Annotated in this window: 21 protein-coding genes; 8 read left to right on the top strand and 13 right to left on the bottom strand. The window is 73.6% G+C overall.

Annotation, left to right across the window (positions count from 1 at the left end):
* Positions 1-6: 6 nt before the first annotated feature.
* Positions 7-1,698 carry an alpha-glucosidase gene (locus HJC40_RS33410; RefSeq protein ID WP_250007360.1) on the top strand — a complete coding sequence of 564 codons (1,692 nt, stop codon included), beginning with the start codon at positions 7-9 and terminating at the stop codon, positions 1,696-1,698.
* A 385-nt stretch (positions 1,699-2,083) separates the two neighbouring features.
* Here the strand turns inward: HJC40_RS33410 and HJC40_RS33405 are convergent, their stop codons facing one another.
* Positions 2,084-2,230, bottom strand: a complete 147-nt coding sequence (locus HJC40_RS33405; protein WP_250007358.1) for a hypothetical protein — start codon at positions 2,228-2,230, stop codon at positions 2,084-2,086.
* Between the two features lie 57 nt (positions 2,231-2,287).
* Entirely contained in the window at positions 2,288-3,838 is a 1,551-nt protein-coding gene (locus tag HJC40_RS33400) for a CocE/NonD family hydrolase (RefSeq protein ID WP_250007356.1), read from the bottom strand.
* A gap of 56 nt (positions 3,839-3,894) precedes the next feature.
* On the opposite strand from HJC40_RS33400, the gene HJC40_RS33395 reads away from it, so the two are divergent.
* A complete protein-coding gene (locus HJC40_RS33395; protein WP_250007354.1) occupies positions 3,895-4,539 on the top strand; it encodes a TetR/AcrR family transcriptional regulator in 645 nt (214 codons plus the stop codon).
* On the opposite strand, the gene HJC40_RS33390 is transcribed toward HJC40_RS33395, so the two are convergent.
* The 3 genes from HJC40_RS33390 to HJC40_RS33380 all read right to left on the bottom strand — a co-directional run bounded on the left by HJC40_RS33390 (position 4,529) and on the right by HJC40_RS33380 (position 8,079).
* On the bottom strand, positions 4,529-4,894 hold the full coding sequence (locus HJC40_RS33390; protein ID WP_250007352.1) for a VOC family protein: 366 nt from the start codon (positions 4,892-4,894) through the stop codon (positions 4,529-4,531). The two genes, HJC40_RS33395 and HJC40_RS33390, sit on opposite strands and share 11 nt — an antisense overlap.
* A 40-nt stretch (positions 4,895-4,934) precedes the next feature.
* The gene (locus HJC40_RS33385; RefSeq protein ID WP_250007350.1) at positions 4,935-6,917 is read right to left on the bottom strand and encodes an N-acetylmuramoyl-L-alanine amidase; all 1,983 of its coding nucleotides are present in this window, start codon (positions 6,915-6,917) and stop codon (positions 4,935-4,937) included.
* Between the two features lie 256 nt (positions 6,918-7,173).
* Entirely contained in the window at positions 7,174-8,079 is a 906-nt protein-coding gene (locus HJC40_RS33380; protein WP_250007348.1) for an NADP-dependent oxidoreductase, read from the bottom strand.
* An 83-nt stretch (positions 8,080-8,162) separates the two neighbouring features.
* Here HJC40_RS33380 and HJC40_RS33375 point away from each other — a divergent pair, with 83 nt between their 5' ends.
* The 4 genes from HJC40_RS33375 to HJC40_RS33360 all read left to right on the top strand — a co-directional run bounded on the left by HJC40_RS33375 (position 8,163) and on the right by HJC40_RS33360 (position 11,225).
* Positions 8,163-9,206, top strand: coding sequence for a bifunctional 2-polyprenyl-6-hydroxyphenol methylase/3-demethylubiquinol 3-O-methyltransferase UbiG (locus tag HJC40_RS33375; protein ID WP_250007346.1), 1,044 nt, complete (start codon positions 8,163-8,165; stop codon positions 9,204-9,206).
* A gap of 140 nt (positions 9,207-9,346) precedes the next feature.
* A complete protein-coding gene (locus HJC40_RS33370; RefSeq protein ID WP_250007344.1) occupies positions 9,347-9,688 on the top strand; it encodes a YciI family protein in 342 nt (113 codons plus the stop codon).
* Positions 9,685-10,887, top strand: coding sequence for an RNA polymerase sigma factor (locus HJC40_RS33365; protein ID WP_250007342.1), 1,203 nt, complete (start codon positions 9,685-9,687; stop codon positions 10,885-10,887). The genes HJC40_RS33370 and HJC40_RS33365 overlap by 4 nt, the downstream gene beginning before the upstream one ends.
* 110 nt (positions 10,888-10,997) lie before the next feature.
* The gene (locus tag HJC40_RS33360; protein ID WP_250007340.1) at positions 10,998-11,225 is read left to right on the top strand and encodes a hypothetical protein; all 228 of its coding nucleotides are present in this window, start codon (positions 10,998-11,000) and stop codon (positions 11,223-11,225) included.
* 12 nt (positions 11,226-11,237) lie between these two features.
* Here HJC40_RS33360 and HJC40_RS33355 read toward each other — a convergent pair whose 3' ends face one another.
* The 6 genes from HJC40_RS33355 to HJC40_RS33330 all read right to left on the bottom strand — a co-directional run bounded on the left by HJC40_RS33355 (position 11,238) and on the right by HJC40_RS33330 (position 17,959).
* A complete protein-coding gene (locus tag HJC40_RS33355; RefSeq protein WP_250007338.1) occupies positions 11,238-12,164 on the bottom strand; it encodes a sugar kinase in 927 nt (308 codons plus the stop codon).
* Positions 12,161-12,808, bottom strand: a complete 648-nt coding sequence (locus HJC40_RS33350) for a bifunctional 4-hydroxy-2-oxoglutarate aldolase/2-dehydro-3-deoxy-phosphogluconate aldolase (RefSeq protein WP_250007337.1) — start codon at positions 12,806-12,808, stop codon at positions 12,161-12,163. The genes HJC40_RS33355 and HJC40_RS33350 overlap by 4 nt, the downstream gene beginning before the upstream one ends.
* Complete coding sequence (locus HJC40_RS33345; RefSeq protein ID WP_250007336.1) at positions 12,805-13,410, bottom strand: hypothetical protein; 606 nt, start codon at positions 13,408-13,410, stop codon at positions 12,805-12,807. The genes HJC40_RS33350 and HJC40_RS33345 overlap by 4 nt, the downstream gene beginning before the upstream one ends.
* Positions 13,411-13,487: 77 nt before the next feature.
* The gene (locus tag HJC40_RS33340) at positions 13,488-16,175 is read right to left on the bottom strand and encodes a BTAD domain-containing putative transcriptional regulator (protein WP_250007335.1); all 2,688 of its coding nucleotides are present in this window, start codon (positions 16,173-16,175) and stop codon (positions 13,488-13,490) included.
* Between the two features lie 68 nt (positions 16,176-16,243).
* Positions 16,244-17,041 (bottom strand): hypothetical protein, encoded by a 798-nt coding sequence (locus HJC40_RS33335; protein WP_250007334.1) that lies wholly within the window; start codon positions 17,039-17,041, stop codon positions 16,244-16,246.
* 57 nt (positions 17,042-17,098) lie between these two features.
* Positions 17,099-17,959, bottom strand: coding sequence for an LD-carboxypeptidase (locus HJC40_RS33330; protein ID WP_250007333.1), 861 nt, complete (start codon positions 17,957-17,959; stop codon positions 17,099-17,101).
* A gap of 87 nt (positions 17,960-18,046) precedes the next feature.
* Between HJC40_RS33330 and HJC40_RS33325 the strand changes: the two genes are divergently transcribed.
* The gene (locus tag HJC40_RS33325; RefSeq protein WP_250007332.1) at positions 18,047-18,787 is read left to right on the top strand and encodes a dienelactone hydrolase family protein; all 741 of its coding nucleotides are present in this window, start codon (positions 18,047-18,049) and stop codon (positions 18,785-18,787) included.
* Here HJC40_RS33325 and HJC40_RS33320 read toward each other — a convergent pair.
* Both HJC40_RS33320 and HJC40_RS33315 read right to left on the bottom strand, forming a co-directional pair.
* Positions 18,729-19,373: a peptide chain release factor-like protein gene (locus HJC40_RS33320; RefSeq protein WP_250007331.1), complete on the bottom strand. Its 645-nt coding sequence runs from the start codon at positions 19,371-19,373 to the stop codon at positions 18,729-18,731. The genes HJC40_RS33325 and HJC40_RS33320 overlap by 59 nt on opposite strands.
* Positions 19,370-20,443 (bottom strand): RNA ligase RtcB family protein, encoded by a 1,074-nt coding sequence (locus HJC40_RS33315; protein WP_250007330.1) that lies wholly within the window; start codon positions 20,441-20,443, stop codon positions 19,370-19,372. Before HJC40_RS33315 ends, HJC40_RS33320 begins: the two co-directional genes overlap by 4 nt.
* Before the next feature lie 219 nt (positions 20,444-20,662).
* Between HJC40_RS33315 and HJC40_RS33310 the strand changes: the two genes are divergently transcribed.
* Positions 20,663-22,729 (top strand): M14 family zinc carboxypeptidase, encoded by a 2,067-nt coding sequence (locus HJC40_RS33310; protein WP_250007329.1) that lies wholly within the window; start codon positions 20,663-20,665, stop codon positions 22,727-22,729.
* The last annotated feature ends 15 nt before the right edge of the window (positions 22,730-22,744 follow it).

Genomic DNA, 22,744 nt, shown 5'->3' with positions numbered 1-22,744 from the left:
AGACCCATGACGGATTCCTGGTGGAAGAGTGCGGTCGTTTACCAGATCTACCCGCGCAGCTTCGCGGACGCCGACGGCGACGGCATGGGTGATCTGCGCGGCATCATCGACCACCTGGACCACCTGGCCGGCCTCGGCGTCGACGTCATCTGGCTGTCGCCCATCTATCCTTCGCCACAGGACGACAACGGGTACGACATCAGCGACTACCGGAACATCGAGCCGGTCTTCGGGACCCTGGAGATCTTCGACGAGCTGCTCGCCGGGGTGCACGCCCGCGGCATGAAGCTGATCATGGACCTCGTCGTCAACCACTCCTCCGACGAGCACCCGTGGTTCGTCGAGAGCCGCTCCGGCAAGGACAACCCGAAGCGCGACTGGTACTGGTGGCAGCCCGCCCGCGAGGGCATGGAGGCCGGCACGCCCGGCGCCGAGCCGACCAACTGGGGCTCGGTGTTCGGCGGGTCGGCCTGGGAGCTCGACGAGAAGACCGGCGAGTACTACCTGCACCTGTTCTCGAAGAAGCAGCCCGACCTCAACTGGGAGAACCCGGAGGTGCGCCGGGCCGTGTACGAGATGATGAACTGGTGGCTCGACCGGGGCATCGACGGGTTCCGGATGGACGTCATCAACATGATCTCCAAGGTCATCCCGCTGCCCGACGGCCGCCTCACCGCCGGTTCCCTCTACGGGGACGGCTCGGCCGGCTTCATCAACGGCCCGCGCCTGCACGAGTACCTGCAGGAGATGCACCGTGAGGTGTTCGCCGGCCGGGACGCGAAGCTGACGGTCGGGGAGATGCCCGGCGTCACGGTCGACGAGGCCAAGCTGTTCACCGACCCCGAACGGCACGAGGTCGACATGGTCTTCCAGTTCGACCACGTCTGGGCCGACCGCGGCGACGACCCGTGGCTGCTGATGCCCCTGCGGCTGACCAACCTCAAGGCGATCTTCCACCGGTGGCAGGCCGGGCTGGCCGAGGTCGGCTGGAACAGCCTCTACTGGAACAACCACGACCAGCCGCGCGCCGTCTCCCGGTACGGCGACGACAGCCCCGCCCATCGCGTGACGTCGGCCAAGATGCTCGGCACGGTGCTGCACCTGCACCGCGGTACGCCGTACGTCTACCAGGGCGAAGAGCTGGGCATGACCAACTTCCCGTTCCGGTCGATCGACGAGTTCCGCGACATCGAGGCGCTCGGCCAGTGGGCCCAGGCCATCGACCAGGAGGGGCGGTCGCCCGAGGAGGTGCTGACCGTGCTCCGGGCGCGGGGCCGGGACAACGCCCGTACGCCCATGCAGTGGAACTCCTCGGCTCACGCCGGCTTCACCAGCGGGACGCCGTGGCTCGCGGTCAACCCGAACTACCCGGAGATCAACGCCGAGGCGGCGCAGGCCGACCCCGACTCGGTCTACCACTACTACCGCCGGCTGATCGAGCTGCGCCACAACGAACCGGCAGTGGTGGACGGCGACTTCACGATGCTGCTGCCCAACCATGAGCAGTTGTACGCGTACACCCGGCGCCTGGGCGGCACCGAGCTGCTGGTCATCGGCAACTTCTCGGGCGACGCCGTCCGGGCCGACCTCGACGACGACTGGTCCGGCGCCGAGTTGCTGCTGACCAACCTGCCCACGCCGCCCGAGGACTGGACCCTGGCGCCGTGGCAGGCCGTCATCTACAAGCGAGCCGTCTGACTACTCGGACAGCGGAGTCCCGAAAGACAGGCGCCGTAGTTGTCGTCGATGACGAACGTCTTCCCCACCGGATAGACGGCGATGTCGAACCAGCGCAGCATCGGCTAGGGGCGGCGCTGGAACTCCCGGTAACCGTCCCAGCGGGCGGAGCTTCCGCGGATCCAGGCCACTTCCTTGTCGAGCATTGCTTCGGTCCGGTTCGGCGTTTGCTGTTGTGTCACGGCGGTCTCTCCATTGCGGGGAGCTTGCGCCCTCATGCTTTCCGCGGGCCGGAGGCCTGCCCACGCCGAACTCATACGGGGTATGGCGGATACCTCAGCTCGAGCGGGCGCCTGATCGCCCGCACAGCAGGGCCGGGTCGCCGTGGCGGCCCGGCCCGGTGGGGTCAGCTGGTGATCGTGTCCCAGGAGTAGCCGAGCAGCGCGAACGCCGCGCCCAGCAGGGCCAGGCTGACGCCGCGCGACGAGATCGGCAGCGCGGCCAGCACGAGCAGGATGATCGCGATCAAATAGAAGACGCCCTGGACGGACATGCAAGCTCCTCGATAGTGGGGGTGGCGGCGCTGCCAGTACCCCCACCACGACGAGTGCTAAACCAAGGTCAACATGAGCTCGGAGCCGGGACCGACCGTGGTCTCGGTGGGCACCAGCTCGGTGGCCGCGCCGGGCGGCTCGCCGGTGCCGTAGTTGCGCAGGAACCGGGGGTGCGCGCCCCCGCTGACCTGCACGCGCAGACGGTGGCCGGGGCGGAAGACGTGCGCCGTGTGTCCCATCTCGACGACGGTGCGGCCGTCGCCGGTCATCCGGGTCAGGCCGTCGCAGATGTTGAGCGAGCGCCCGGCCGGGTCCACGTCGCAGAGGCGGACGAACAGATCCCCGCTCGCGGCCGTCGTCGAGGCGTCCACTTCGGCCCGCACCGGGCCCATCAGGGTGAGCGGCCGCTCGACCGGCTCGCTGGTGAACAGCAGCACGTCGCCGCGGCGTTCCAGCTCGGTGTTGTCGACCTGCCCCTGGGTCGGCGACTGCAGGGCGCCGCCGATCGACGGTGTCGGGTCGGCCGGGTCGTACCGGAAGCTCCACCCGCGGGTCGCGTCGAACGAGTCGAGCCGCAGGTGCTCGGCGCGGGCGCCCGGCGGCGGCCAGTCGGGCAGGTCACGCCACTCGTCCACGCCGCCCACGTGGACCCGTACGCGATAGGCCGGAGGCTCGCCGCGCAGCCGGCGCAGGGTCTGGGCGAACACCTCGGTCCAGCCCTGCTCGAGGGCGGACGTGTGGGTCCACGGGCCGATCAGCAGGTCGACGTCGCGGCCGGCCGCACGCAGGCGGGCGTACTGCTCGAGCACCTGGCCGGGGGAGAGGTCCCACCAGCCGAGCGTCAGGCTCACCGGCACCGGCAGGGTGCCGGCCGTCTCGACCATGTTCGCGTCTTTCCAGTAGGCCTCTTCGGGGTGGGCCAGCCACTCCTCGAGCGCCGGCCGCCGGCCCCCGATTGCCGACGGATAGGCGTCGAGGAGCGGCAGCCCGGTGACGGCGCGCCGCAGGCGGAGCTTCATCCGCAGCGCCCCGCGCAGCAGTTGGCCGGACGTGACGTCGCCCTGCCTCAGCCCGAGTCCGCCGACGAGGGCTCGCTCCAGGCCGAACGCGCCGCCGGCCCAGAAGAAGTCGTGCGGGTCGGTGTGGCCGAGCTGCATGACCGCGCCGCGCCACTCCGGCGGCGGCTCGGCGGCCAGCGCGGCCTGGGTGTAGGCCATGTAGCTGGCGCCCAGCGTGTACAGCTCGCCGGTGAACCAGCTCTGCTTGCGCAGCCACTCCACCGCGGCCACGCCGTCGGCGGTCTCGTTGCGCCAGGGGTGGAACTCGCCGCCCGACCCGCCGGTGCCGCGGGAGCTCTGCAGCAGCACGTGGAAGCCCTGCTCGGCGACGCGGACACCGTAGAGGAGATTCCACGGGAACCCGCTTCTGATGTACGGGGCCCGGATCAGCACCGTCGGGCAGGGAGCGCCGGTGTCCGGCGCGTAGTGGTCGGTGAGCAGCTCGCTGCCGTCCGCGGCGGGCACGGGCAGGGCCGCTTCCCGCCGGACGGCGTAGGGGCCCGGGGCCCGGCGGCTGAGGAGTCTGAGGGACAGTGGCAGGCGTCGCATCGGTCCACCCCCGCAATTATCGTACGTCGTACTGGAAATAGTAGCAGGAGGTATCGATGGCTCGCGGACGCCCGCCCGCGCACACCCGGGAGCAGGTCGTGGACGCCGCGATCGGCATCGCCGACGTCGAGGGACTGGCGGCGGTCACGATGCGCCGGATCGCCCAGGACATCGGCGCCGGCGCGATGTCGCTCTACACGTACGTTCCCGACAAGGACCATCTGGTCGACCTGATGGTCGACCGGGTCGGCGGGACGGTCACGCCGGTTCCGATCACCGGCGACTGGCGTACGGATCTGCTGGCGCTGGCCGGTTCCCAGCGCGCGCTGATGCGGGCGCACCCGTGGCTGCCGGCGGCCCTGCCCAACCGGCGGCTGATCGGCCGCAACATGCTCACGTACCTCGAACAGGGCCTCGCCGCGCTCGATCCGACCGGCCTGCCGGCCCCGGTCAAACTCGAGATCATCGCGCTGATCACCGGTCTCGTGGCCACCTTCGTCACGGCCGAGCTGGCCGGATCGGCGCCCGCGCCGGAACAGGTCGCGCTGATCGGCGAGGCGGTGGCCGGCGGCGGCCTCCCGCACCTGGCCGCCGCCCTGGCCGAAGGGGCCCAGGGCAGCGGCCCGCCCGGCGAGCCCGACTTCGACCGTCTCGCCGGGTGGACCATCACGGGTCTGGTGACCCAGGCCCTCAGCTCTTGAGGCAGAGGTCGAACGGGTGGCCCTCGGGGTCGAGCAGCACCCGCCAGCGGTCCGGCTGGGGCTGCTCGTCCGGCTTGGTCGCGCCGAGCGCCAGCGCCTGCTGCTCGCCCTTGTCGAGGTCGTCGACATAGAAGTCGAGGTGATAGCGCTTGGGCGCGCTCTCCTTGGGCCAGCCCGGGGCCGAGTAGCCGGGCACCTGCCCGAAGCCGACGCTCGTCGAGCCGTCGCCGATCATCGCGTACTCGGCCTGGCTGTGCTGGACCTCCCAGCCCAGCACGCCGGCGTAGAAGCGGGCCTGCTCCGCGGGGTCGGACGCGTCCAGGTTGATCATTGCCAGGGTTGCGAATCCACTCATGGGCACGATCCTTCCCGCAGAGACTGACACCTTCTGTCAGTTACTTCAGATAGACCAGACCGTCGAGAGCGACTCCCGGCCGCCCCGGCGTGCCCTCGACCACGACCCGTACGGTGTGCTCGCCGCCCTGCGGCCACCAGCGTGACCACACCACCTGCCGGGGCATCGGGGTCGCCGATCGCAGGTCGACCAGGCCCTGCGGCTGCCCGTCGAGGAACACCCCGATCCGGCCCGCCCGGGGGCCCCGGCTGAGCACGAGCGCCGCCGAGCTCCCGCTGAACCGCCACGACGCGCTCGTCCCGCGCACGCTGCCGCCCACCGCCGTGCCGCCGAGGTAGGACGGGTTGCGCAGCGGGCGCCACGCTCCGGTGCGCTGGGCCGAGGATTCCGAGACGACCATGGGCGTACGGGTGACCGACGCGCTCACGGCGTTGAAGGCCCGGTCGGTCGCGCGCACCGTGAAGGTGGCGGGGCGGTTGGCCGGCGCGCCGACGTTGCGGGTGCGCGTGGTGACGCCGAGGTTGACGACCGCGGGCCGGGTCAGCCGCACCGAGCCCAGGCTGGCGTTGTCGCGCACGGTCCAGTCGAGGTGCATCGGCACCGCGGCGCCGTTCACCGTGCCCGGCCGCAGCGCCAGGTCGGGCTCCCGCGTGAAGACCGGCGCGCTCGTATCCGCGAAGACCCGGCTGCTCACGGTCGTCGACCGGCCCGACAGGTGCAGCGCCCGCACGGTGACGGTGTGACCGCCCGGCGTCAGCCGGATCGGCGCGGTGGGGCGCCCGCCCGGCGTGGCGACCCGCAACACGCCGTCGACCCAGACCTCGAAGCGGTTGATCAGCGCGACCGGCGTGCTGACCGACCAGGCCGGCTGGATGACGCCCCGGGTGAAGTACCAGGCGCCGGCGCGGGCGGCGCCCCCCATCGCGGTCAGCCGCAGGTTGCCCGGCGCGGCCCCGGCGATCGCGCGGATCGACGGCAGCTGGGCGTAGAGCGCGTTGCCCGGGCAGGCGGTCTGGCCGGCGTCCCGGTGACCGGCGATCCGGAAGAACGGGACCCGCCGGCCCCGGGGGAAGCGGTCGGCCCCGGTCGAGGTGACCACGACCCGGCCGTTCGGCGGGTTCCCGTACGCCCCGAGCTTGTAGGCGGCCACCGCGGCGATCATCACCCGGACCCGCGGGGTGACGCTCCGGCCGCCGTACGAGCCGATCACCGCGATGGAGCTGGCGTCGGCGTTGAAGCCGAGGGTGTGAGCGCCGAGCACGGTGCGGCCCACGCCGCCGCCCCGGCCCTCGAAGACCGTGCCGCACTTGTCGATCAGGAAGTTGTAGCCGATGTCGTCCCAGCCCCGGCTGCGCACCTGATAGGCCTGGATGCCGCGGACGATGCCGGCCGACTGCGCGCAGCTGTAGCCGTTGCCGGTGGCCGTGTGGTGCACGAAGAAGACCTGCGTCGGACCGGTGTACTCCGGCGGCGCCTTGACGATGGCCTCGTCGGCCCGCCAGCCCGCCCGGGTGACCATGCGCGGCACCGGCCGCGCCGGCAGCGGAACAGTGGCCTTCTCCAGCCGGGGGCCGCCCGCGGCTCGCCGTTGAGGCGCCGCGGTCCCGGCTCGCCGTGCCGGGACCGCGCCTTCGGCCTCCGGGTTGATCAGGTCCATCCGCAGCCCGGCCGGGAGCGGGCCGCGGGCGCCGGTCACCCGGGCCTGGACGCCGTCCGACGGGCCGACCCAGAGCGGGTCCGACGCGCCGCGGACGTCGGCGGGCGCCCGACCGTCGGTCTCGAGCGTCTGCCACGGCGACCAGCGCCGGGTGTCCGTGGCGCGGGTGCGCACCTGGACGATGCCGTGGACCTCGGCGGCCGGATTCGACCAGGTCACGCCGATCAGGCTGAACGGCCGGAGCGCCGCAGGCCCCCGGCTCATGGCCCCGGTGAGCGCGACGGTCTGCAACGCCGGCTCGGCCGCGGATCCGGCCGGTTGCCGCTCCGCGGCCGTCGCCGGGCTGCTGCCGGTGCTCGCGACCACGGCCAGAAGCGCGGCGGCAGCGCGAGATAACGTCCGATTCCGGTGCACGTGTCCCCCCGTGGGTTGATCGGCCACGTGCCACCTTGCCGCCCGGGTATCCGGACGTCCCGGGAATGCCGAATCAAGCCCGACATATCCGACGAACAGCGCTGAAAGATGAGCCGAACGTCCGGCGTGTTCTGCTTCCCCCAGCGATCACCGCGGACAGTGCAGTCGTGGCGTGCACGCCCCCGGAGGGCGCAGCCGGCCGGGTGACTCAGGGGTGGACGAGGAGCACGACCTTGCCGTCGCTGTGCCGGGACTCGACGGCCCGGTGCGCCTCGACGACCTCGTCCAGCGGGAACGGCTGCACCGGCAGGACGACCCGGCCCCGCGCGGCCAGGTCGACGACGTGAGCCAGGCGCTTCGGGTCGCGGCCGGCCCGGACGACCCGGGTGCCGTGCTCGGCCGCCACCTTGTCGTCGACGATCGTGCCGACGCGGTCGGGGGCGATGCCGAGCTCGACCGACCGGGTGATCGCCTCGCCTCCGGCGGCGTCGAGCGCGACGGTGGGCCGCAGGTCGAGCCCGCGCACGTCGCGGAGCAGGTCGGGACCGTACGCGACCGGGATCGCACCCTGGCGGCGCAGCCGCTCGTGATTGCGGGGACCGGCCGTGCCGATGACGGTGGCCCCGGCCAGGCGGGCCAGCTGGGTGGCCACGGTGCCCACGCTGCCGGCGGCCGCGTGGATCAGCAGCACGTCGCCCTCGCCGACGCCCAACTCGAGCAGGGCACCGCTCGCGGTCTGGGCCGCCGCCACCAGCCCGGCCGCGATCGGGAAGTCGAGGGCGTCCGGCTTGCGCACGACGTTCGCGGCGGCGACGCACAGCAGCTCGGCCGCGCCGTTGAGCATGGTGGAGCCGAGCACGGGATCGCCGGGCGCGAAGTCGTCCACGCCCTCGCCGACGGCGTCGACCACCCCGGCGTACTCCTGCCCGAGGGTCTGCGGGAACGCGATCGGGGCCCACGGCATCTGCCCCAGCCGGACGGCGACGTCGAAGGGCTGCACACCGGCGGCCAGCACCCGCACGCGCACCTCGCCCGGACCGGGGCGCGGATCGGGCACGTGGACGACGTGCAGCACCTCGGGCGGACCGAACCGGTCGAACACGGCAGCTCTCATCGGCCGAGTCTGCAAGCTGAACCGGAGTTGAGGTCAAGGGTTCTGCACGCGTTCTGCACGCGCGGCGGCTCAGGGTGGCGGGCATGACTGATGACGCACAAGTTCTGAGCGAGCGGTTGCTGACCGCGCTGGTCGGGGCGGCCGAGCTGTTCACCGTGGAGCTGGGCCGCGAGCTGGGGCTCTACGCGGCGCTGCGGGACCGGCCGCTGGACGCCGCCGAACTGGCCAAGACCGCGGGCATCGACGAGCGGTACGCCCGGGAATGGCTGGAACAACAGGCGGCGGCGGGCTTCCTCACCGTCGACGGCTCCGCCTTCACCCTCGCGTCCGGCGCGGCCGAGGTCCTGCTCGACGAGGGCGGCCCCTGTTTCCTCGGTACGGCGGGAGAGTTCGCGGTCGGGCTGGGCCTGGCCGCGCCGCGAGTGGCCGAGGCGTTCCGCACCGGTGCGGGCATCCCGTACGCGGACTACGGGCGGCACATCCGGCACGGCATCGCGTCGTTCAACCGGCCGATGTTCGACCTCCTGCTGACCACGGAATGGCTGCCCGCCGTGCCCGAGGTGGAGGCCCGGCTGCGGGCCACGCCGGGCGCGCGGGTCCTCGATCTGGGCTGCGGGACCGGCCGGTCGTCGGTGGCGCTGGCGCTGGCCCATCCGGCGATCACCGTACGCGGCATCGACCTCGACGAGGACTCGGTCACCGAGGCCCGCGCGGCCGCGGCCACGGCCGGGGTGGCCGACCGGGTGAGCTTCACGCTGGGTGACGCGGCCGACCTCGACGGCGAGTACGACCTGGTGACCGTCTTCGAAGCGCTCCACGACATGGGCGACCCCGTCGGCGTCCTCCGGGCGGTGCGGCCCCGGCTGGCGCCCGGCGGCAGCGTCCTCATCGGCGACGAAAGGGTGGCCGACGAGTTCACCGCGCCCGCCGGCGAGCTCGAGCGGCTCCAGTACGCCTTCAGCGTGCTGCACTGCCTGCCGGCCACCCGCGCGGAGCAACCGGTGATCGCCAACGGCACCATCCTGCGCGCGCCGACGCTGCTCGCCTGGGCGCGCGACGCCGGCTACGAGAGGCCCGAGGTCCTCGACATCCCGAACGACTTCTGGCGCTTCTACCGGCTTCGCTGAGATTCCGGCCCGGCCTGTCGATTTCGCGTTCACGCCGTTCGTCGGTGCAATGGAAGCGACGAGTTCGCCGGTGCGACGAACTTCGTCGTGGATCGCGGCGGACCCCGTCGTGGATGACGACGGCGAACAGGAGAACCGACATGGCGAAGTACACCCTGCTGATCTACGGCGACCCGGCGCAGTGGGAGGCGATGTCCGACGAGGAGCGCAAGGCCCACGAGGCCACCCACCTCGAATTCATGGCCGCGGCCGGCGACCGCATCCTCGGCGGGGAGGAGCTGGAGCCGGTCATGACCGCCACGACACTGCGCGGTTCCGTCACCTCCGACGGCCCGTTCCTCGAGACCAAGGAGGCCCTGGGCGGCTTCTATCTGCTCGAGGCGGCCGATCTCGACGAGGTGCTGGCGCTGGCCCGGCTGCTGCCCGAGGTCCGAGCCGGCCACAGCGGCGTCGAGATCCGGCCGGTCATCGACCACGGATGACGTCCGAGATCGTCGCGGCGGTGGCCGACGCCCACCGCCGCGACTGGGCCCAGGTGCTGGCCACGACGGCGCGGGTCACCCGCGACCTGGACCTGGCCGAGGAGTGCACGCAGGACGCGTACGCCCAGGCCATGGTGGTGTGGGCCCGCGACGGGGTGCCGGCCCGCCCCGGCGCGTGGCTCACCCGGGTGGCCCGCAACCGGGCGCTGGACGAGATCCGGCGCGAGGCGGCCTTCCGGCGGCGCCTGCCGCTGCTGGTCACCACGCCCGAGAGCCCCGGCGACGACCGCCTCCGCCTGATCTTCACGTGCTGCCACCCGGCGCTGTCCCGCGAGAGCCAGGTCGCCCTCACCGCCCGGCTGGTCTGCGGCCTGTCGACGTACGAGGTGGCCCGCGCGTTCCTGGTGTCCGAGTCCACGATGGCCGCCCGCCTCACCCGGGCCAAGAAGAAGATCGCCACGGCCCGCATCCCGTACCGGACGCCCGACCCCGACGAGATGGAGTCCCGCCTCGACCCGGTCCTCGAGGTCGTGCACCTGCTCTTCACCACCGGCCACACCGCCCCCACCGGCCCGGCGCTGATCCGCGCCGACCTCACCGCGGGCGCGCTGCACCTGGCCCGGACGCTGCACCTGCTCATGCCCCGCTCGGCCGCCGTCACGGCCCTGCTGGCGCTGCTGCTCGTGACCGACGCGCGGTCGGCCGCCCGCGTCGCCCCCTCCGGCCGGCTGGTGCTGCTGGCCGACCAGGACCGCACGCTCTGGGACCGGGCGCGGATAGCCGAGGGCCAGGCCCTGCTGACCGACGCGCTCCGTCGTCACCCGCCGACGCGTTTCGCCGTGGAGGCCGCGATCGCCGCGGTCCACGCCGAAGCGCCCTCCTGGGAGGAGACCGACTGGGCCGAGATCGTCGGGCTGTACGCGGTGCTGCTGCGCCTGACCGGCTCACCGGTCGTGGCCCTCAACCGTGCCGTGGCCATCGGCTTCCGCGACGGCCCGCAAGCCGGCCTGGACGCCCTCGAGCCGCTGACGGCCGAGCCCGCGCTGGCCACGTACACGTACCTCTCCGCCGCCCGCGCCGACTTCCTGCGCCGCCTGGGCCGCCGCGCCGAGGCCGCCGCCGCCTACGAGGAGGCGCTGACGCTCACCGACAACGAGGTCGAACGAGCCTTCCTGACCGCCCGGCTGGAAAGTCTGTAGCGCTGCCCGCGCCCTCGCGCGGCGAGGCGATCCTTCTCACGCTCGGTGGTGTGGAGCCGATAGTTGGGGTACAAATGATTGGTGTGGCAACGACTGCTGGGAGGGTGACCATGACGAAGGACGCCGAGGGGCGCGGCCGGTTCCGGCAGTGGGTTCACGAGACGTTCGACGACATGTGGTTCCGGTCGATGATCGGACCGGCTCAGACCAAGGGCGCTGTGCAGGGTTGTGACGAGGGCGCCCGCGAGCAGTGGAAGCGCGACCTCGAGAACCGCAAGCGCTACACCCGCGAGCAGCGCGAACGCAAGCGTCTGGCCCGCGAGACCAACCGCGCCTGACCGGCCGGACGGTCAGCGGCGGACGTCGTCGCCGGTCAGGGCGGCCAGTTCGGCCCGGGTCGGGGCGCCCTCACAGTCGCCCGGCACGGTCACCGCGAAGGCGCCGGCCGCGATGGCTGTCGTCAGGCGATCGGCCACGGCGGCCCCCGCGAGGCGGTCGGCCAGGTAGCCGGCGACAAAGGCGTCCCCGGCCCCGACCGGGTCGACCACGGTGACGGGCAGGGCCGGCACGGTGTGGCGCTCGCCGTCGATCAGGGCCACGCAGCCGCGGCCGCCGTCCTTGACGATCACCTCGGCCGGGCCCAGCTCGGCCAGGGCGGCCGGCACGTCGTCGGTCCGGACGAACAGCGCCGCCTCCTCGGGTGACGCGAAGACGATGTCGGCCCGGGACACCAGATCGCGCAGGACGGGAGCGGCGTCGTAGCGGCTCCACAGCTTGGCCCGGTAATTCACGTCGATCGACACCGGCACCCCGGCCGCCCGGGCTGTCTCGATCGACTGGAAGACCGCCGCCCGGGCCGTCTCGCTCAGGGCCGGCGTGATGCCGGTGACGTGCACGATCGAGGCGCTCGTGATCTCGGCCGGGGGGACGTCGGCCGGGGACAGGCGGGAGCCCGCACTGCCCGCGCGGTGATAGTCGACCTGGGTGAACTCGCCCGACCGCCGGTGCCGCACCATCAGGCCGGTGAACGACTCGTCGGTGATCGCCAGCGTGCGGACGCCGGCGGCGGCTATCCGGGCGGCGATCAGGGCGCCGGTGGCGTCGGGGCCGACCCGTCCCAGCCAGGTGGCCTCGCCGCCCAGCCGCGCGACCCCCATCGCCACGTTGCTCTCGGCGCCGCCGATGCCGAAGGAGAAGCTCTTCGCGTACGCCAGCGGGCCGATGCCGTCGGCGGCGACCAGGCCCATCGTCTCGCCGAAGGTGAGCAGGCCGGTCATGAGCGAGCGAACGCGACCGCGCTCACCGCGTGGCGGGCCCGGGCGGCGAGGGCGGGAAGGCTGCCCCCGACCACCGCGTCGCCGACGAGCGGACCGCCGAGCCCGACCGACCGGGCGCCGGCGAACAGCCAGTCGGCGATGTCCTCGATCTTGATGCCGCCGGTGGGCATGATGTTGATCTGCGGGAGCGGCCCGCGCACGTTGCGCAGGAACCCGGGACCGAGGCCGGCCGCCGGGAACAGCTTGACCAGCGGGGCGCCGGCCAGCTGGGCCCGGTACATCTCGGTCGGCGTCGAGGTGCCGGGATAGAACGGGACGGTGGCCGACGCCATCAGGTCGACGTCGAGCACCGGCGAGACCAGGAACTCGGCGCCCGCGTCGACCGCGGCCTTGGCGTCGTCGGCGGTGAGCACCGTGCCCGCGCCGACCGCCACCGACGACGGCAGCTGACGGCGCAGGCCGGCCAGCGCCTCGAGGGCGCCCCGGGAGGTGAGCGTCACCTCGAGCGCGGTGACGCCGTTCTCCGCCAGCACATCGGCGACGGCGGCGAAGTAGTCGGCCGTGGGGGCCCGCAGGATCGCGACGATCCCGCTTTCGACCACGGCGGCGGACACAGCGTCGAGGGGAACGCTCTCATCGGTCACGCCTTCAGATCCTGCCCCACTTCGGCGTGACCATCCAGGGGGGCGGTGCGTGCGGGACGTCTCAGCCGTGGCCAGGAGCGGCCGCGCTCGTCGGCGTCGGCCGCCGTGGGCTGGGCCGGGGGCGTCGTATCGATCCGCAACTCTTCGCGGATGGCCGCCTCGAACTGCTGCATGACCAGCGGGACCTGGGCGACCAGCTCGCGGAAGTGGATCTGCGGCTCGACGCCGACCACCGCGGCCGGGTTCATCTCGCCGTGCAGTTTCTGCAGCAGGAGGTGGACCGCCAGGGCGGCGCTGCGCACCGAGCCGGAGGCGAGCAGCCGCACCTGCATCAGGGCCGGGCCGACCTCGTCCATGTACGTGAGCACCGGCACCGGCTTCTCGCCGGCGTCGTAGGCGGCGCGCAGACGATAGGTCTCCCGCTCGAACACCGAGAGCAGGGTCACGTACGCCTCCTTGCGCTCCTCGTACCACCTCCGGGTGCGCCGCCGGCGGCTGCGCAGGTAGTCGTTGCGGGCGGTCAGGAACTGGACCGCTGCGGCTCCGGCCAGGGCAAACAGGGCGGCGATGAGGGGCAGCCCCCACCACGGGATGTCAGACACGGGCTAACGGTAGCGACGCCGGGCCCGATGATCCGCGCCCGCCCGCCGATCGTGACCGGGCGGCGACCGAAGCTCGCCTATCCGGCCATCCGGGACAACACAGTGTCGATGGCCCGTGACGCTTCGTCGTGGACTTGAGCCGGGGAGAGGAGCGAGCCGTGTCGCCGCAGAACGGCCACCCGTCCGGCGCCGAGCCGTTCGGCGGCGGCCGCCCGGGCGCGGTCGAGGCGGGCCCGTTCGGCCGGGTAGACACCGGCGTCGACCAGTGCGGCGTCGACCAGCACGGCCGTCTCGTCGGCCCCGACCCGGACGAGCAGGACGACCAGGTTGCGCAGCGCGGCGGCCCGCAGCGTGTCGTTGCCGACCCGCCGCCACATCGTCAGCACCTCGCGGAACGCGGACAGCGCGGCCGCCGGATCGCCGTGCCGGCTGCGGATCGCCACCGCCGCCCCCTCGGCCGCGCCGAGGAACAGCCGTTCGTCGACCGTGGCGGCCAGCTCCGCGGCCTCGGTGAGCACGTCGAGGGCCTGGGCCGGATCGCTGTCGCCGAGCGCCTCGCCCAGGCTGTAGAGCGCCTCGGCCCGGGCCCCCGGGTTGCCGACGGCCGAGGCCAGCTCGACGGCCGACCGCGCCGCCGCGATCGCCTCGGGGACGCGGTCCGACCAGGCCAGCACCAGGGCCTCGCCGACCAGGCCGGACACCCGGTGCATCGGCTCGGAGCCCATCGCCCGGTAGTGGGCCAGCGCTTCCTCGGCGTCGCACGACACCAGCGCGACATCGCCGAGCACTTCGTGGATCGCGTCGCTCGCCCGGCCGGCCCGCGCGGCCAGCGAGCGGGCCTCGGCCAGGTCGCCCCGGCCCCAGGCGTGGGTGGCGGCCGCGGCGAGCGCGTCCGGCTGGTCGGTCGCCTCCCGGCCCCAGGCCAGCACCTCGTACTGCTGGCAGCGATAGCCGTAGCGATACAGCGCGGCGGCCAGCTCGGCCTTGATCGCGGGATCCCGGGCGACCGCCAGGCGCAGATCGGGCAGGAGGCCGTCGATCTCGCGCACCGCGGCCGCCTGCCCCGGTCCGCGCATCTCGCGGTCGAGCCGGCGGGCGGCGCCCAGCATCGCCTGCCCGTGCCGCCGGAACAGCGCCTCGTCGGCCGGCCGCGAGGCGGCGTACGCCCGGATCGTCTCGAGGAGGCGGAACCGGCCCGGACCGTGGCGCACGACGAGCGACCGGTCGACCAGGGCCGCCAGCACGGCCGCCACCTCCCGCCGCGGCACCGTGCCGTCGGCCACGACCGCCTCGGCCTGGGCGACCGTGAAGGCGCCGGCGAACGCCGACAGCCGCTCCAGTACGGTCCGTCCGCGCGGGTCGAGCAGGCCGAACGACCACTCCACGACCGCGCGCAGCGTCCGGTGCCGCGCCGCCCCCGTCCGCCGCCCCCGGACGAGCAGGTCGAGCCGGTCGTCGAGGCGGTCCCGCAGTTCGTCCACCCCGAGCGCCGCCGCCTGGGTGGCCGCCAGCTCGATGGCCAGCGGCAGCCGGTCCAGCCGCCGCACGATCTCGTCGACCGCCCCGCCCCCGGCGGGCAGCCCGGCTCGCTCCCGGAACAGCCGCGCCGCCGCGAGGTGGTCGAGCGGCCCCAGCTCGAGCACCCGCTCACCGTCCACGCGCAGCCGCTCCTGGCTGGTGACCACCACCCGGACGCCGCGCATCGCCTCCGCGGCGTCGGCGGCCGGCCCGACCACGTGCTCGCAGTTGTCGAGCACCACCACCGTGTGCCGCGCCGCCCGCCCGATCGCCGCGAGCGGGTCGTCGAGCGGCCCCACCCGGGCCCCGACGCCGACCGCGACCGCCGCGAGGAAGTCCGCCGCGGACACGTCGGCCGCGTCCACCCAGGCGACCCGTGACGCCGCCCGCACGGTCTCGGCCACCAGCCGGGTCTTGCCGACCCCGCCCGCTCCCGTGACGGTGACCAGTCCGGGCTGGGCCAGCAGGTCGGCCAGCCGGCGCTGCTCAGCCTCGCGGCCGAGGAAGCTGGAGAAGCGCAGGGGCACCCGTTGGCGTACGGGCGCGGCCGGGCTCAGCGGAGCTCGTGGACCGGGCTCGCCGCGCAGCAGAGCGACCTGCAGCAGGCGCACGGACTCCGACGGGTCGATCCCCAGCCGGTCGACCATCGCGTCCGCGTGCCGCCGGAGGACCTCGAGAGCCTCCCCGCGGCGTCCGGCCTGCGCCATCGCGGTGGCCAGCACCAGCGAGCCGCGCTCCCAGCAGGGCTCGTCGTCGGTGGCCCCGCGCAGGTGATCCACGGCTTCCGGCCCGCCGCCGGCCTCGGCCACCCGGGCCAGGGCCTCGCGGCGCAGGCCCATCAGCCGTTCGGCCACGCCCGGGAAGGGCTCGCGCCCGAACTCCGGCAGCGGCGTCCCCCGCCACAGACCGAGCGCCTCGCCGGCCGAGTCGCCACGCAGCAGGTCCTCGAACCGCAGCACGTCCACGTGGTCCCGGGCCAGAGCCAGGCAGTACCCGGCCGGGCTGAGCGTGATCAGTCCGGGCGCGCCGAGGGCCGCCCGCAGCCGGGCCACGTGCGACTGCAGGCTGTTGCGGGCCGACGTCGGCGGATCGTCCGGCCAGAGCGCGTCGATCAGGGCGGACACCGCGACCGGCCGGCCCGCGTGCAGCGCGAGGAGAGCCAGCACCGTGCGCTGGCTTCCGCCGGCCACGACGACCGGCCCGTCGTCGCCGCTCACCTCGAACGGCCCGAGCATCCGGACGAGCACGGGCCGACCCTACGGCGAGGTCCGGCCCGGTCAACCACCCCGCAGCAAAGCCGACAGAGCCGACGGGATCAGCCCGGACGGACCGGGCGCAACAGGGCGCTCAGGCTCTTCCGTACGGCCTCGGGGTCGGAGCCGTCGGCGAGGTGCACGTCCGGGTGGTCGGCTAGCCGGTCGACCCGTTCGTCGCCGCGCTCGCCGCCGCGCGCCGCGCTGATCCGGTCGGCCGTCCGCCCGCTGCCGGCCAGCACCAGCACCGGCCGCCCGGCCCGCAGGCTCTCGGCCGCGTCGTCGACGGCGATGGCTCCGCCGTTGATCAGCAGCGTCACCGACGGGGCGGCGCCGGCCACGACGGTGGCCGTGTCGGCCAGCCAGGGGACCTCCTGCCCCCACCGCGTGCCCGGCACGAGCAGGAAGTGCGAGTGGTGCGGCTCCAGCGGGGCCCGATCGCCCGGCCCGGCCGCCTGCCCGGGCAGAATCACGGTCCGCTCGGCCGCCACGCCGATCAGGGGAAACCCGGCCGCCACGCCGCTCAGGGGGAATCCGGCCGCCACGCCGCTCAGGGGGAAGTCGTCACGGGCGCGGCCCATCAGCCGCATCACGCCGGCGTCGGTGCCGCCGTCCACCACCACCGCGCCGGTCGCGGCAAGCACGGGGAGCACCGCCCGCGCGACGACAGAGCCCAGCCGGTCGAGGTCGGCGCCGGTCATCCCGCCCGCTCCGCCGACCACCGCGACGACCGGCCGCGGCCCGCTCAGCCCGAACGCGCGGACGGCGGCCTCGAGGCCGTTGCGGTCGGCCACCCGGGCGGCCGGCGCTCGGCGGCCGTCGCCGAAGTCGAGGGTGAACACCGGCCGGCTGTCTCCCATGCGTGCCTCCGTCGGTGATCGGCGCCCTCTGCCGCACGCTACGCGAGCCGGCGGTCCTCAGGAGACGGCCGGCTCGATCGTGAGGGTGCCGGCGTCCGCGTCCACGGTGGCCGGGGTGCCGATCGGGACGGCGTCGCGGCCGAACGGCAGGCCACCGAGGACGGGTACGCCCAGCGCGGTCAGGCGGTCCCGCAGCACGTCCAGGACCGGGCCCGGCCCGCACTCGGTGTACCGCCCGACGGCCACGCCGCGCAGGCCGGTGAGGCGGCCGGCGCGTTCCAGCATGGTGAGCTGGCGGTCGATCTGGGTGGCGGTCAGGCCGCGCGCCTCCAGCAGCAGGATCGCGCCGTGCAGGCTGGGCAGCACCCATCCGGCGGCGGTGGTGATCTGTTCCTGGTCGCCGCCGAGCAGGATGCCGGACGCCCGGCCGGTGGTGGTGAGCCCGGCCGTGGGCGTATCGGGTTCGCTGCGTACCCGGATCGGCTCGGCGCCGAAGGCCGCGGCCACGAACGAGCGGCCGGGATCGCCGTAGACGCCGGCCAGCCCGGCCCGCTCCCAGAACGCCAGATGCAGGATCGTGCCCTCCCGGCTGACCAGCAGGGTGGGCAGGTGGGCCGCGGTCGCGAAGTCCAGATCGCCGGCGATCCGGTGGGCCGAGCCGCCACCGACGTCGATGATCGCCTTGATCGACCGGTCGCGCAGGGCCTCGTCGATGTCGGCGATCCGGTTCTCGTCGCCGCCGGTCCCCAGCGTGTGCGCGCCCACCGAGACCGTCAGGCCCAGGCTCTGCAACCGGCGGGTGACGCGCTCCACTTCCGCCCGCTGCGGTGAGCCCGCCGGCGACACCAGCCGCACCTGGTCGCCGGCCCGCAGCCGCGGTGGGCGGATGACATCGACGTACTCGTATGCGTTGGGCACGTCCGCATTATCGCGTCGCCGGCCGCCACTCCGCCCTCGGGCGAAGGTCCGGGCCGGAACGGGCGCCGGCCAGTAGGGTGCGTCGGCATGAAGGTGCATGAGGAAGACGTACGGATCCCCGGGGCCGGCCACGAGATCCGGGCCAAGGTCCTGCAGCCGGTCGGTGGCGGCGATCGGCCCGGCGTGCTGCTCTACTCCGACATCTTCCAGCTCACCGAGTCGACGCTGCGCACCTGCCGCCGTCTGGCCGCCGCCGGGTTGCTGGTGTGCGTGCCCGAGATCTATCCGCGCGGCGAGCTCGCCGGGGTGGCGCTGGAGTTCGACGACGCGGGCAAGCAGGCCGGGCTGGCCGGCGCGGCCTCGATGACGACGGCGGAGTTCGACGAGGACCGGGCGTCCGTGCTCGACTACCTGGCCGGTCGCGACGACGTCACGACGCTGCACGCGGCCGGCTTCTGCCTGGGCGGGCACCTGGCGTTCCGGGCCGCCTTCGACGAGCGGGTCGCCTCGACCGTGTGCTTCTATCCGACCGGCCTGCACAACGGCGCGCTCGGCGCCGACCAGGCCGACTCGCTGTCCCGGGCGGCCGGCATCCGCGGCGACCTGATGATCATTTTCGGGTCGCGGGACCCGCACGTGCCCGCCGGCGCCCGGGTCCAGATCCTCTCCGCGCTCTACGAGGCGGGGCTGGAGGATCTCGAACTGCACGTGTACGCCGGCGGGGAGCACGCCTTCATGCGGGATGTCGGTCCTCGCTACGACCCGGCGCTCACCGACGCCGGGCTGGCCGAGGCGGTTTCCTTCTTCGAGGGTCGTTCACTGCGCTGACCGGTCGTTCGATCCGGGCCGGGTTCCCGCGGACGAGATGGTCGTGCACCCGCCACCGCTCGGTGATCGCGGCCCGCTCGGCGGCGGTGTCGCCCGCTTCCAGCCGTTCGCGCAGCCGCCGCAGGGCGATCCGCCGGTTCAGCCCGAACTGCCGCTCGGTGTCGACCACGACGACGAGCCCGGACGGCCGGTGGGTGGCCCGCGCGGCCGTGCTGGCCTTGTCACGGTGCTGGCCACCCGGCCCGCCGGTGCGCGTGGGGACCACCTCGACGTCGTTCTCGGAGAACACGGTGTGCGCGATGTCGAGGCTTACGCGCTCGGCGATGACATACCAGTTCTTGCGCCCGATGCCCGTACGCAACGGGCTCGACGCCTGCCAGCAGAGCGTGCCCGTCCAGCCGTCGGCGAACCGCCCGGGGTCGTCACCCTCGATGGTGACGAGAGCCGAGCGGGTCGTCCCGGACGAGATCTCGGTGCGCAGGCCGCGGGTCGCCGCCTCGGCCGTGAGGCGGCGCAGCAGTTCGGCCAGCGCCCACTCGCACTCCTGCGGTCCGCGTCCGGCCGAGAGCAGCAGATGCACCTTCATCGGTTCCCCCGCGTCTTGTAGGTGACCAGCGGAACGGTGACGGCGACCGGGGTGGCCAGCTCGTGCGCGACCAGGTCGCCGATCACCTGCTCGATCCTTTTGTAGGCGGTCGGCGCCTCCTCGAACAGCAGTTGCCGATCGCCGCAGACCACCAGCGACCCCACCGGCGTACGCCGGAGCTCGGCCACGGTGTGCTTGGCCTTCCCGCGGCGCAGCGCGTCCGAGCGCGACATCTTGCGACCCGCGCCGTGCGCCACGGAGAAGTTGGCCTCGGCCCCGGCGTGCGCGGCGACCAGGTACGACGGGGTGCCCCGGGTGCCGGCGACCAGCACCTCCCGGCCGTCGCCGCGCGCCGCGCCCTTGCGGTGCAGGTAGAGCCCGTCGCGGACCTCGACCAGGTTGTGGCACTCGTCGACGATCGGCTCGGTGACCGCGGCGCCGAGCGCGTGCGCGACCCGGGCGGCCAGCAGCCGCCGGTTGAGCGATCCCCAGCGGACGGCGTCGTCGTGCGCCGCCAGATACGCGGCCGGGTCGGCGGCCGGGCCCGCGCCGTGCACCTCGGTGTGCGCCCGCAGGATGCTCTCGCCGAGCCCCCGCGATCCGCTGTGGACGATCAGGACAAGGTCGCCCCGTTGCAGCGAGGTGTCGTGGAGAACTCGGTCGACCCGGGCGAGCTCGACGAAGTGGTTGCCCCGGCCGACGGTGGCCAGGCCGGCGGTGTGCCCGGCCGGGATCGCCTCCGGCCACTGGTCGTCCTCCGGCGTCAGCGCCCGGTCGAGGTCGGGGAAGCGAGCGGCGATCTTTTCGGCGTCGGGCCGCTTGAGCCGGATCGGGAAGACGGCGATGCCGCAGCCGATGTCGGACCCGACGAGGAACGGATAGAGCACCGACGACGCCATGGCCGCGCCGATCGGTGCGCCCTTGCCGGGGTGCAGGTCGGGCATCCCGGCGACGTGGATCATCCCGTCGAGCGCGGCGACCTGGTCGCACTGGGCGAGGGCCCCGGATTCGATCCAGCTGCCGGGGGAGGCGAAGACACGAACGGTGGCACGAGCGGACTGCTGAGACAAAACAAGGACTCCGCGAAAAGAGAATGACGAATGACGGCAGCGCGCGTCAGGGCGCGCGGCCACGGCAGGCCGAGAACAGTCCGTCAGTACGTCATGCCCCGACTTTCCCAGCGCGGGCCCGGGCCGGCAACCGAATTACCGGACGCCCCCAGTGATTGACATGCACCTATGTGAGGAGTGAGGTGAGGAGCGACATCCTTCAATGAAGCAGGGGGTTCGATGTCACTTCGTCCTCGGTGGGTGGCCGCTGCTGCCGCTCTCACTCTGATCACCGCCTCGGTGTCCGTACCGGCGCAGGCGGCGCCGGCCGCGGCGCCGTCCATCACGCTCGCCGCCGGTGAATCGGCGCTCATCCGGTTCCGGCTCCCCGGCGAGGACCTGCTCCGCCGGCTGGTCGCCGAGGGGGCCGACCTGGCCGCGCGGCCGCACACCGAGCAGGGCACGGTGCTGGCCGACGTCGTCGTGGACGACCGGCAGCTCGCGACCCTGACCGGGCAGGGGGCGGTGCCCGTGCAGGTCATCCAGCGGGCGGCCGCCGTCGCCCCGCGGGCGGCGCAGTCCCGGCTCGCGGTCCAGGCCGACACGCTGCACTTCCTGCAGGCGTACTGGTGGACCACCGGCGGCCGGACGTTCCTGCAGACCCAGGTGGCCACGACGGCGAGCGACGACCCCGACCTGGAGATCACGGTCACCTGGCGGACGGCCGACGGCGCGACCGGGTCGTTCCCGCTCGTGCGGTTCGAGGACGCGGGCGAATACCAGTACCACTACACGCTGCCCCGCCCGCTGCCGGCCAAGCCGGTGCAGGTGACGGCCACGTCCAGCCTCGGCGGCACCGCGCGGGCCGTCACTCCGGCGGCCTGGCCGGGCGCGACACCCCCGGCCGCGCCCAGCGGCTATCAGAAGGACTTCGTCGACGCGTACATGACGCCGGTCGACGTGCGGGCCCGGATCAAGCGGCTCGGGCGGCAGTACCCGGCGCTGGTCGACGTCCTCGACCTGCCCACCAAGACCCAGGGCTACCGGCGTACGGCTTCGGCCTACCTCGGCGATCCGGCCGCCGTGGCCGTCGTGGTCGAGTCGGTCAAGTTCGGCGACCAGGGGATGAACGGCGTGCAGGTGCGCACGGTCGACCCGGGCGCGGCGAACCGGCCGCTCTCGGCCGCCTATCGGGACCGCGTTCTCACCGTACGGCTGGCGACCGACGCCGGCGGCAAGGTGATCAGCACGACCGACGACGTGGCCGCCTTCATCACGGCCCGCTACCCGCAACGGTTCCGCGCCTTCGTCGAGGAGGGCTCGGCCGGGGTCCCGATGCCGGTGACCGGACCGGCGCGCCTCGACGACGGCCTCCAGGGCACCGAGGTGCCGCGCGGGCCGTGGACCGTGCAGGCGCTCCGCATCGGCAAGGTGCGCGACGGCTCGAAGCCGGGCGTGCTGGCCTACTCGCAGGAGCACGCCCGGGAGTGGGCCACCCCGCTGGTGACCCTGGAGTTCGCCGAGCGGCTGCTGGCCAACTACGCGACCGACCCGGCCACCCGCGAGCTGGTCGACTCGGTGGACGTCTTCGTCGTCCCGACGGTCAACCCGGACGGCGCCAACTACTCGTTCAACGACTTCAACTTCCAGCGCAAGAACCTGGTCAACCACTGCACCGGCCCGGCCCGGGACCCCCGCAACCGCGACTCGTGGGGCGTCGACGTCAACCGCAACTACACCGTCGGGTCCTACTTCGACGGCTACGTCGGCGGCAGCCCCAACTGCCTGTCCGGCACGTACGCGGGCACCGCCGAACTGTCCGAGGCCGAGAGCAGCAACGTGATCGCGCTGGCCAAGGCCCACCCGAACATCGGGCTGGCGATGAACGTGCACAGCTACGGCGGTTACTTCATGTGGCCGCCCGGCGCCTACAAGGCCGACGGCCGGGTCACGCTGCCGCGGCCGTCGATCGACGAGTCCAAGTTCTTCCTGGACAGCGCGCGGCGGATCGTCGGCGCGATCGCGGCCGAGCGCGGCACGGTGACCTGGCCGTCCTACACCGGGCCGGTGGCCGACGTGCTCTACTCGGCGGCCGGCAACTCGGCCGACCAGCTCTACTACGAGCTCGGCATCGACGCCTGGGACTTCGAGGTCGGCAACGACCGGTGGAACGAGGCGACGCAGCAGTGGGAGGGCGTCGGTTTCCAGCCGCCGTTCGACGAGGCCCACGCCGAGGCCCAGGAGTACGCGGGCGGTCTCGTCGAGCTGGTCAGAGTGGCCCGCGATGACAAGGCGGGCGATCGATGACCGGCTAGGGTCGAC

Source organism: Actinoplanes sp. M2I2 (assembly GCF_023544445.1).
Taxonomy (GTDB): Bacteria; Actinomycetota; Actinomycetes; order Mycobacteriales; family Micromonosporaceae; genus Actinoplanes.
The sequence above is the reverse complement of the archived record's forward strand: the minus strand, read 5'-3'. Positions and strand labels throughout refer to the sequence as shown.

Excerpts from the sequence above, each read along its gene's own strand:
- HJC40_RS33365 (WP_250007342.1), top strand. The coding sequence starts at position 9,685 with ATGACGTCCGAGATCGTCGCGGCGGTGGCCGACGCCCACCGCCGCGAC.
- HJC40_RS33325 (WP_250007332.1), top strand. The coding sequence starts at position 18,047 with ATGAAGGTGCATGAGGAAGACGTACGGATCCCCGGGGCCGGCCACGAG.
- HJC40_RS33355 (WP_250007338.1), bottom strand. The coding sequence starts at position 12,164 with ATGACCGGCCTGCTCACCTTCGGCGAGACGATGGGCCTGGTCGCCGCC.
- HJC40_RS33375 (WP_250007346.1), top strand. The coding sequence starts at position 8,163 with ATGACTGATGACGCACAAGTTCTGAGCGAGCGGTTGCTGACCGCGCTG.
- HJC40_RS33405 (WP_250007358.1), bottom strand. The coding sequence starts at position 2,230 with ATGTCCGTCCAGGGCGTCTTCTATTTGATCGCGATCATCCTGCTCGTG.
- HJC40_RS33395 (WP_250007354.1), top strand. The coding sequence starts at position 3,895 with ATGGCTCGCGGACGCCCGCCCGCGCACACCCGGGAGCAGGTCGTGGAC.
- HJC40_RS33360 (WP_250007340.1), top strand. The coding sequence starts at position 10,998 with ATGACGAAGGACGCCGAGGGGCGCGGCCGGTTCCGGCAGTGGGTTCAC.
- HJC40_RS33380 (WP_250007348.1), bottom strand. The coding sequence starts at position 8,079 with ATGAGAGCTGCCGTGTTCGACCGGTTCGGTCCGCCCGAGGTGCTGCAC.
- HJC40_RS33400 (WP_250007356.1), bottom strand. The coding sequence starts at position 3,838 with ATGCGACGCCTGCCACTGTCCCTCAGACTCCTCAGCCGCCGGGCCCCG.
- HJC40_RS33370 (WP_250007344.1), top strand. The coding sequence starts at position 9,347 with ATGGCGAAGTACACCCTGCTGATCTACGGCGACCCGGCGCAGTGGGAG.
- HJC40_RS33410 (WP_250007360.1), top strand. The coding sequence starts at position 7 with ATGACGGATTCCTGGTGGAAGAGTGCGGTCGTTTACCAGATCTACCCG.
- HJC40_RS33320 (WP_250007331.1), bottom strand. The coding sequence starts at position 19,373 with ATGAAGGTGCATCTGCTGCTCTCGGCCGGACGCGGACCGCAGGAGTGC.
- HJC40_RS33390 (WP_250007352.1), bottom strand. The coding sequence starts at position 4,894 with ATGAGTGGATTCGCAACCCTGGCAATGATCAACCTGGACGCGTCCGAC.
- HJC40_RS33335 (WP_250007334.1), bottom strand. The coding sequence starts at position 17,041 with ATGGGAGACAGCCGGCCGGTGTTCACCCTCGACTTCGGCGACGGCCGC.
- HJC40_RS33310 (WP_250007329.1), top strand. The coding sequence starts at position 20,663 with ATGTCACTTCGTCCTCGGTGGGTGGCCGCTGCTGCCGCTCTCACTCTG.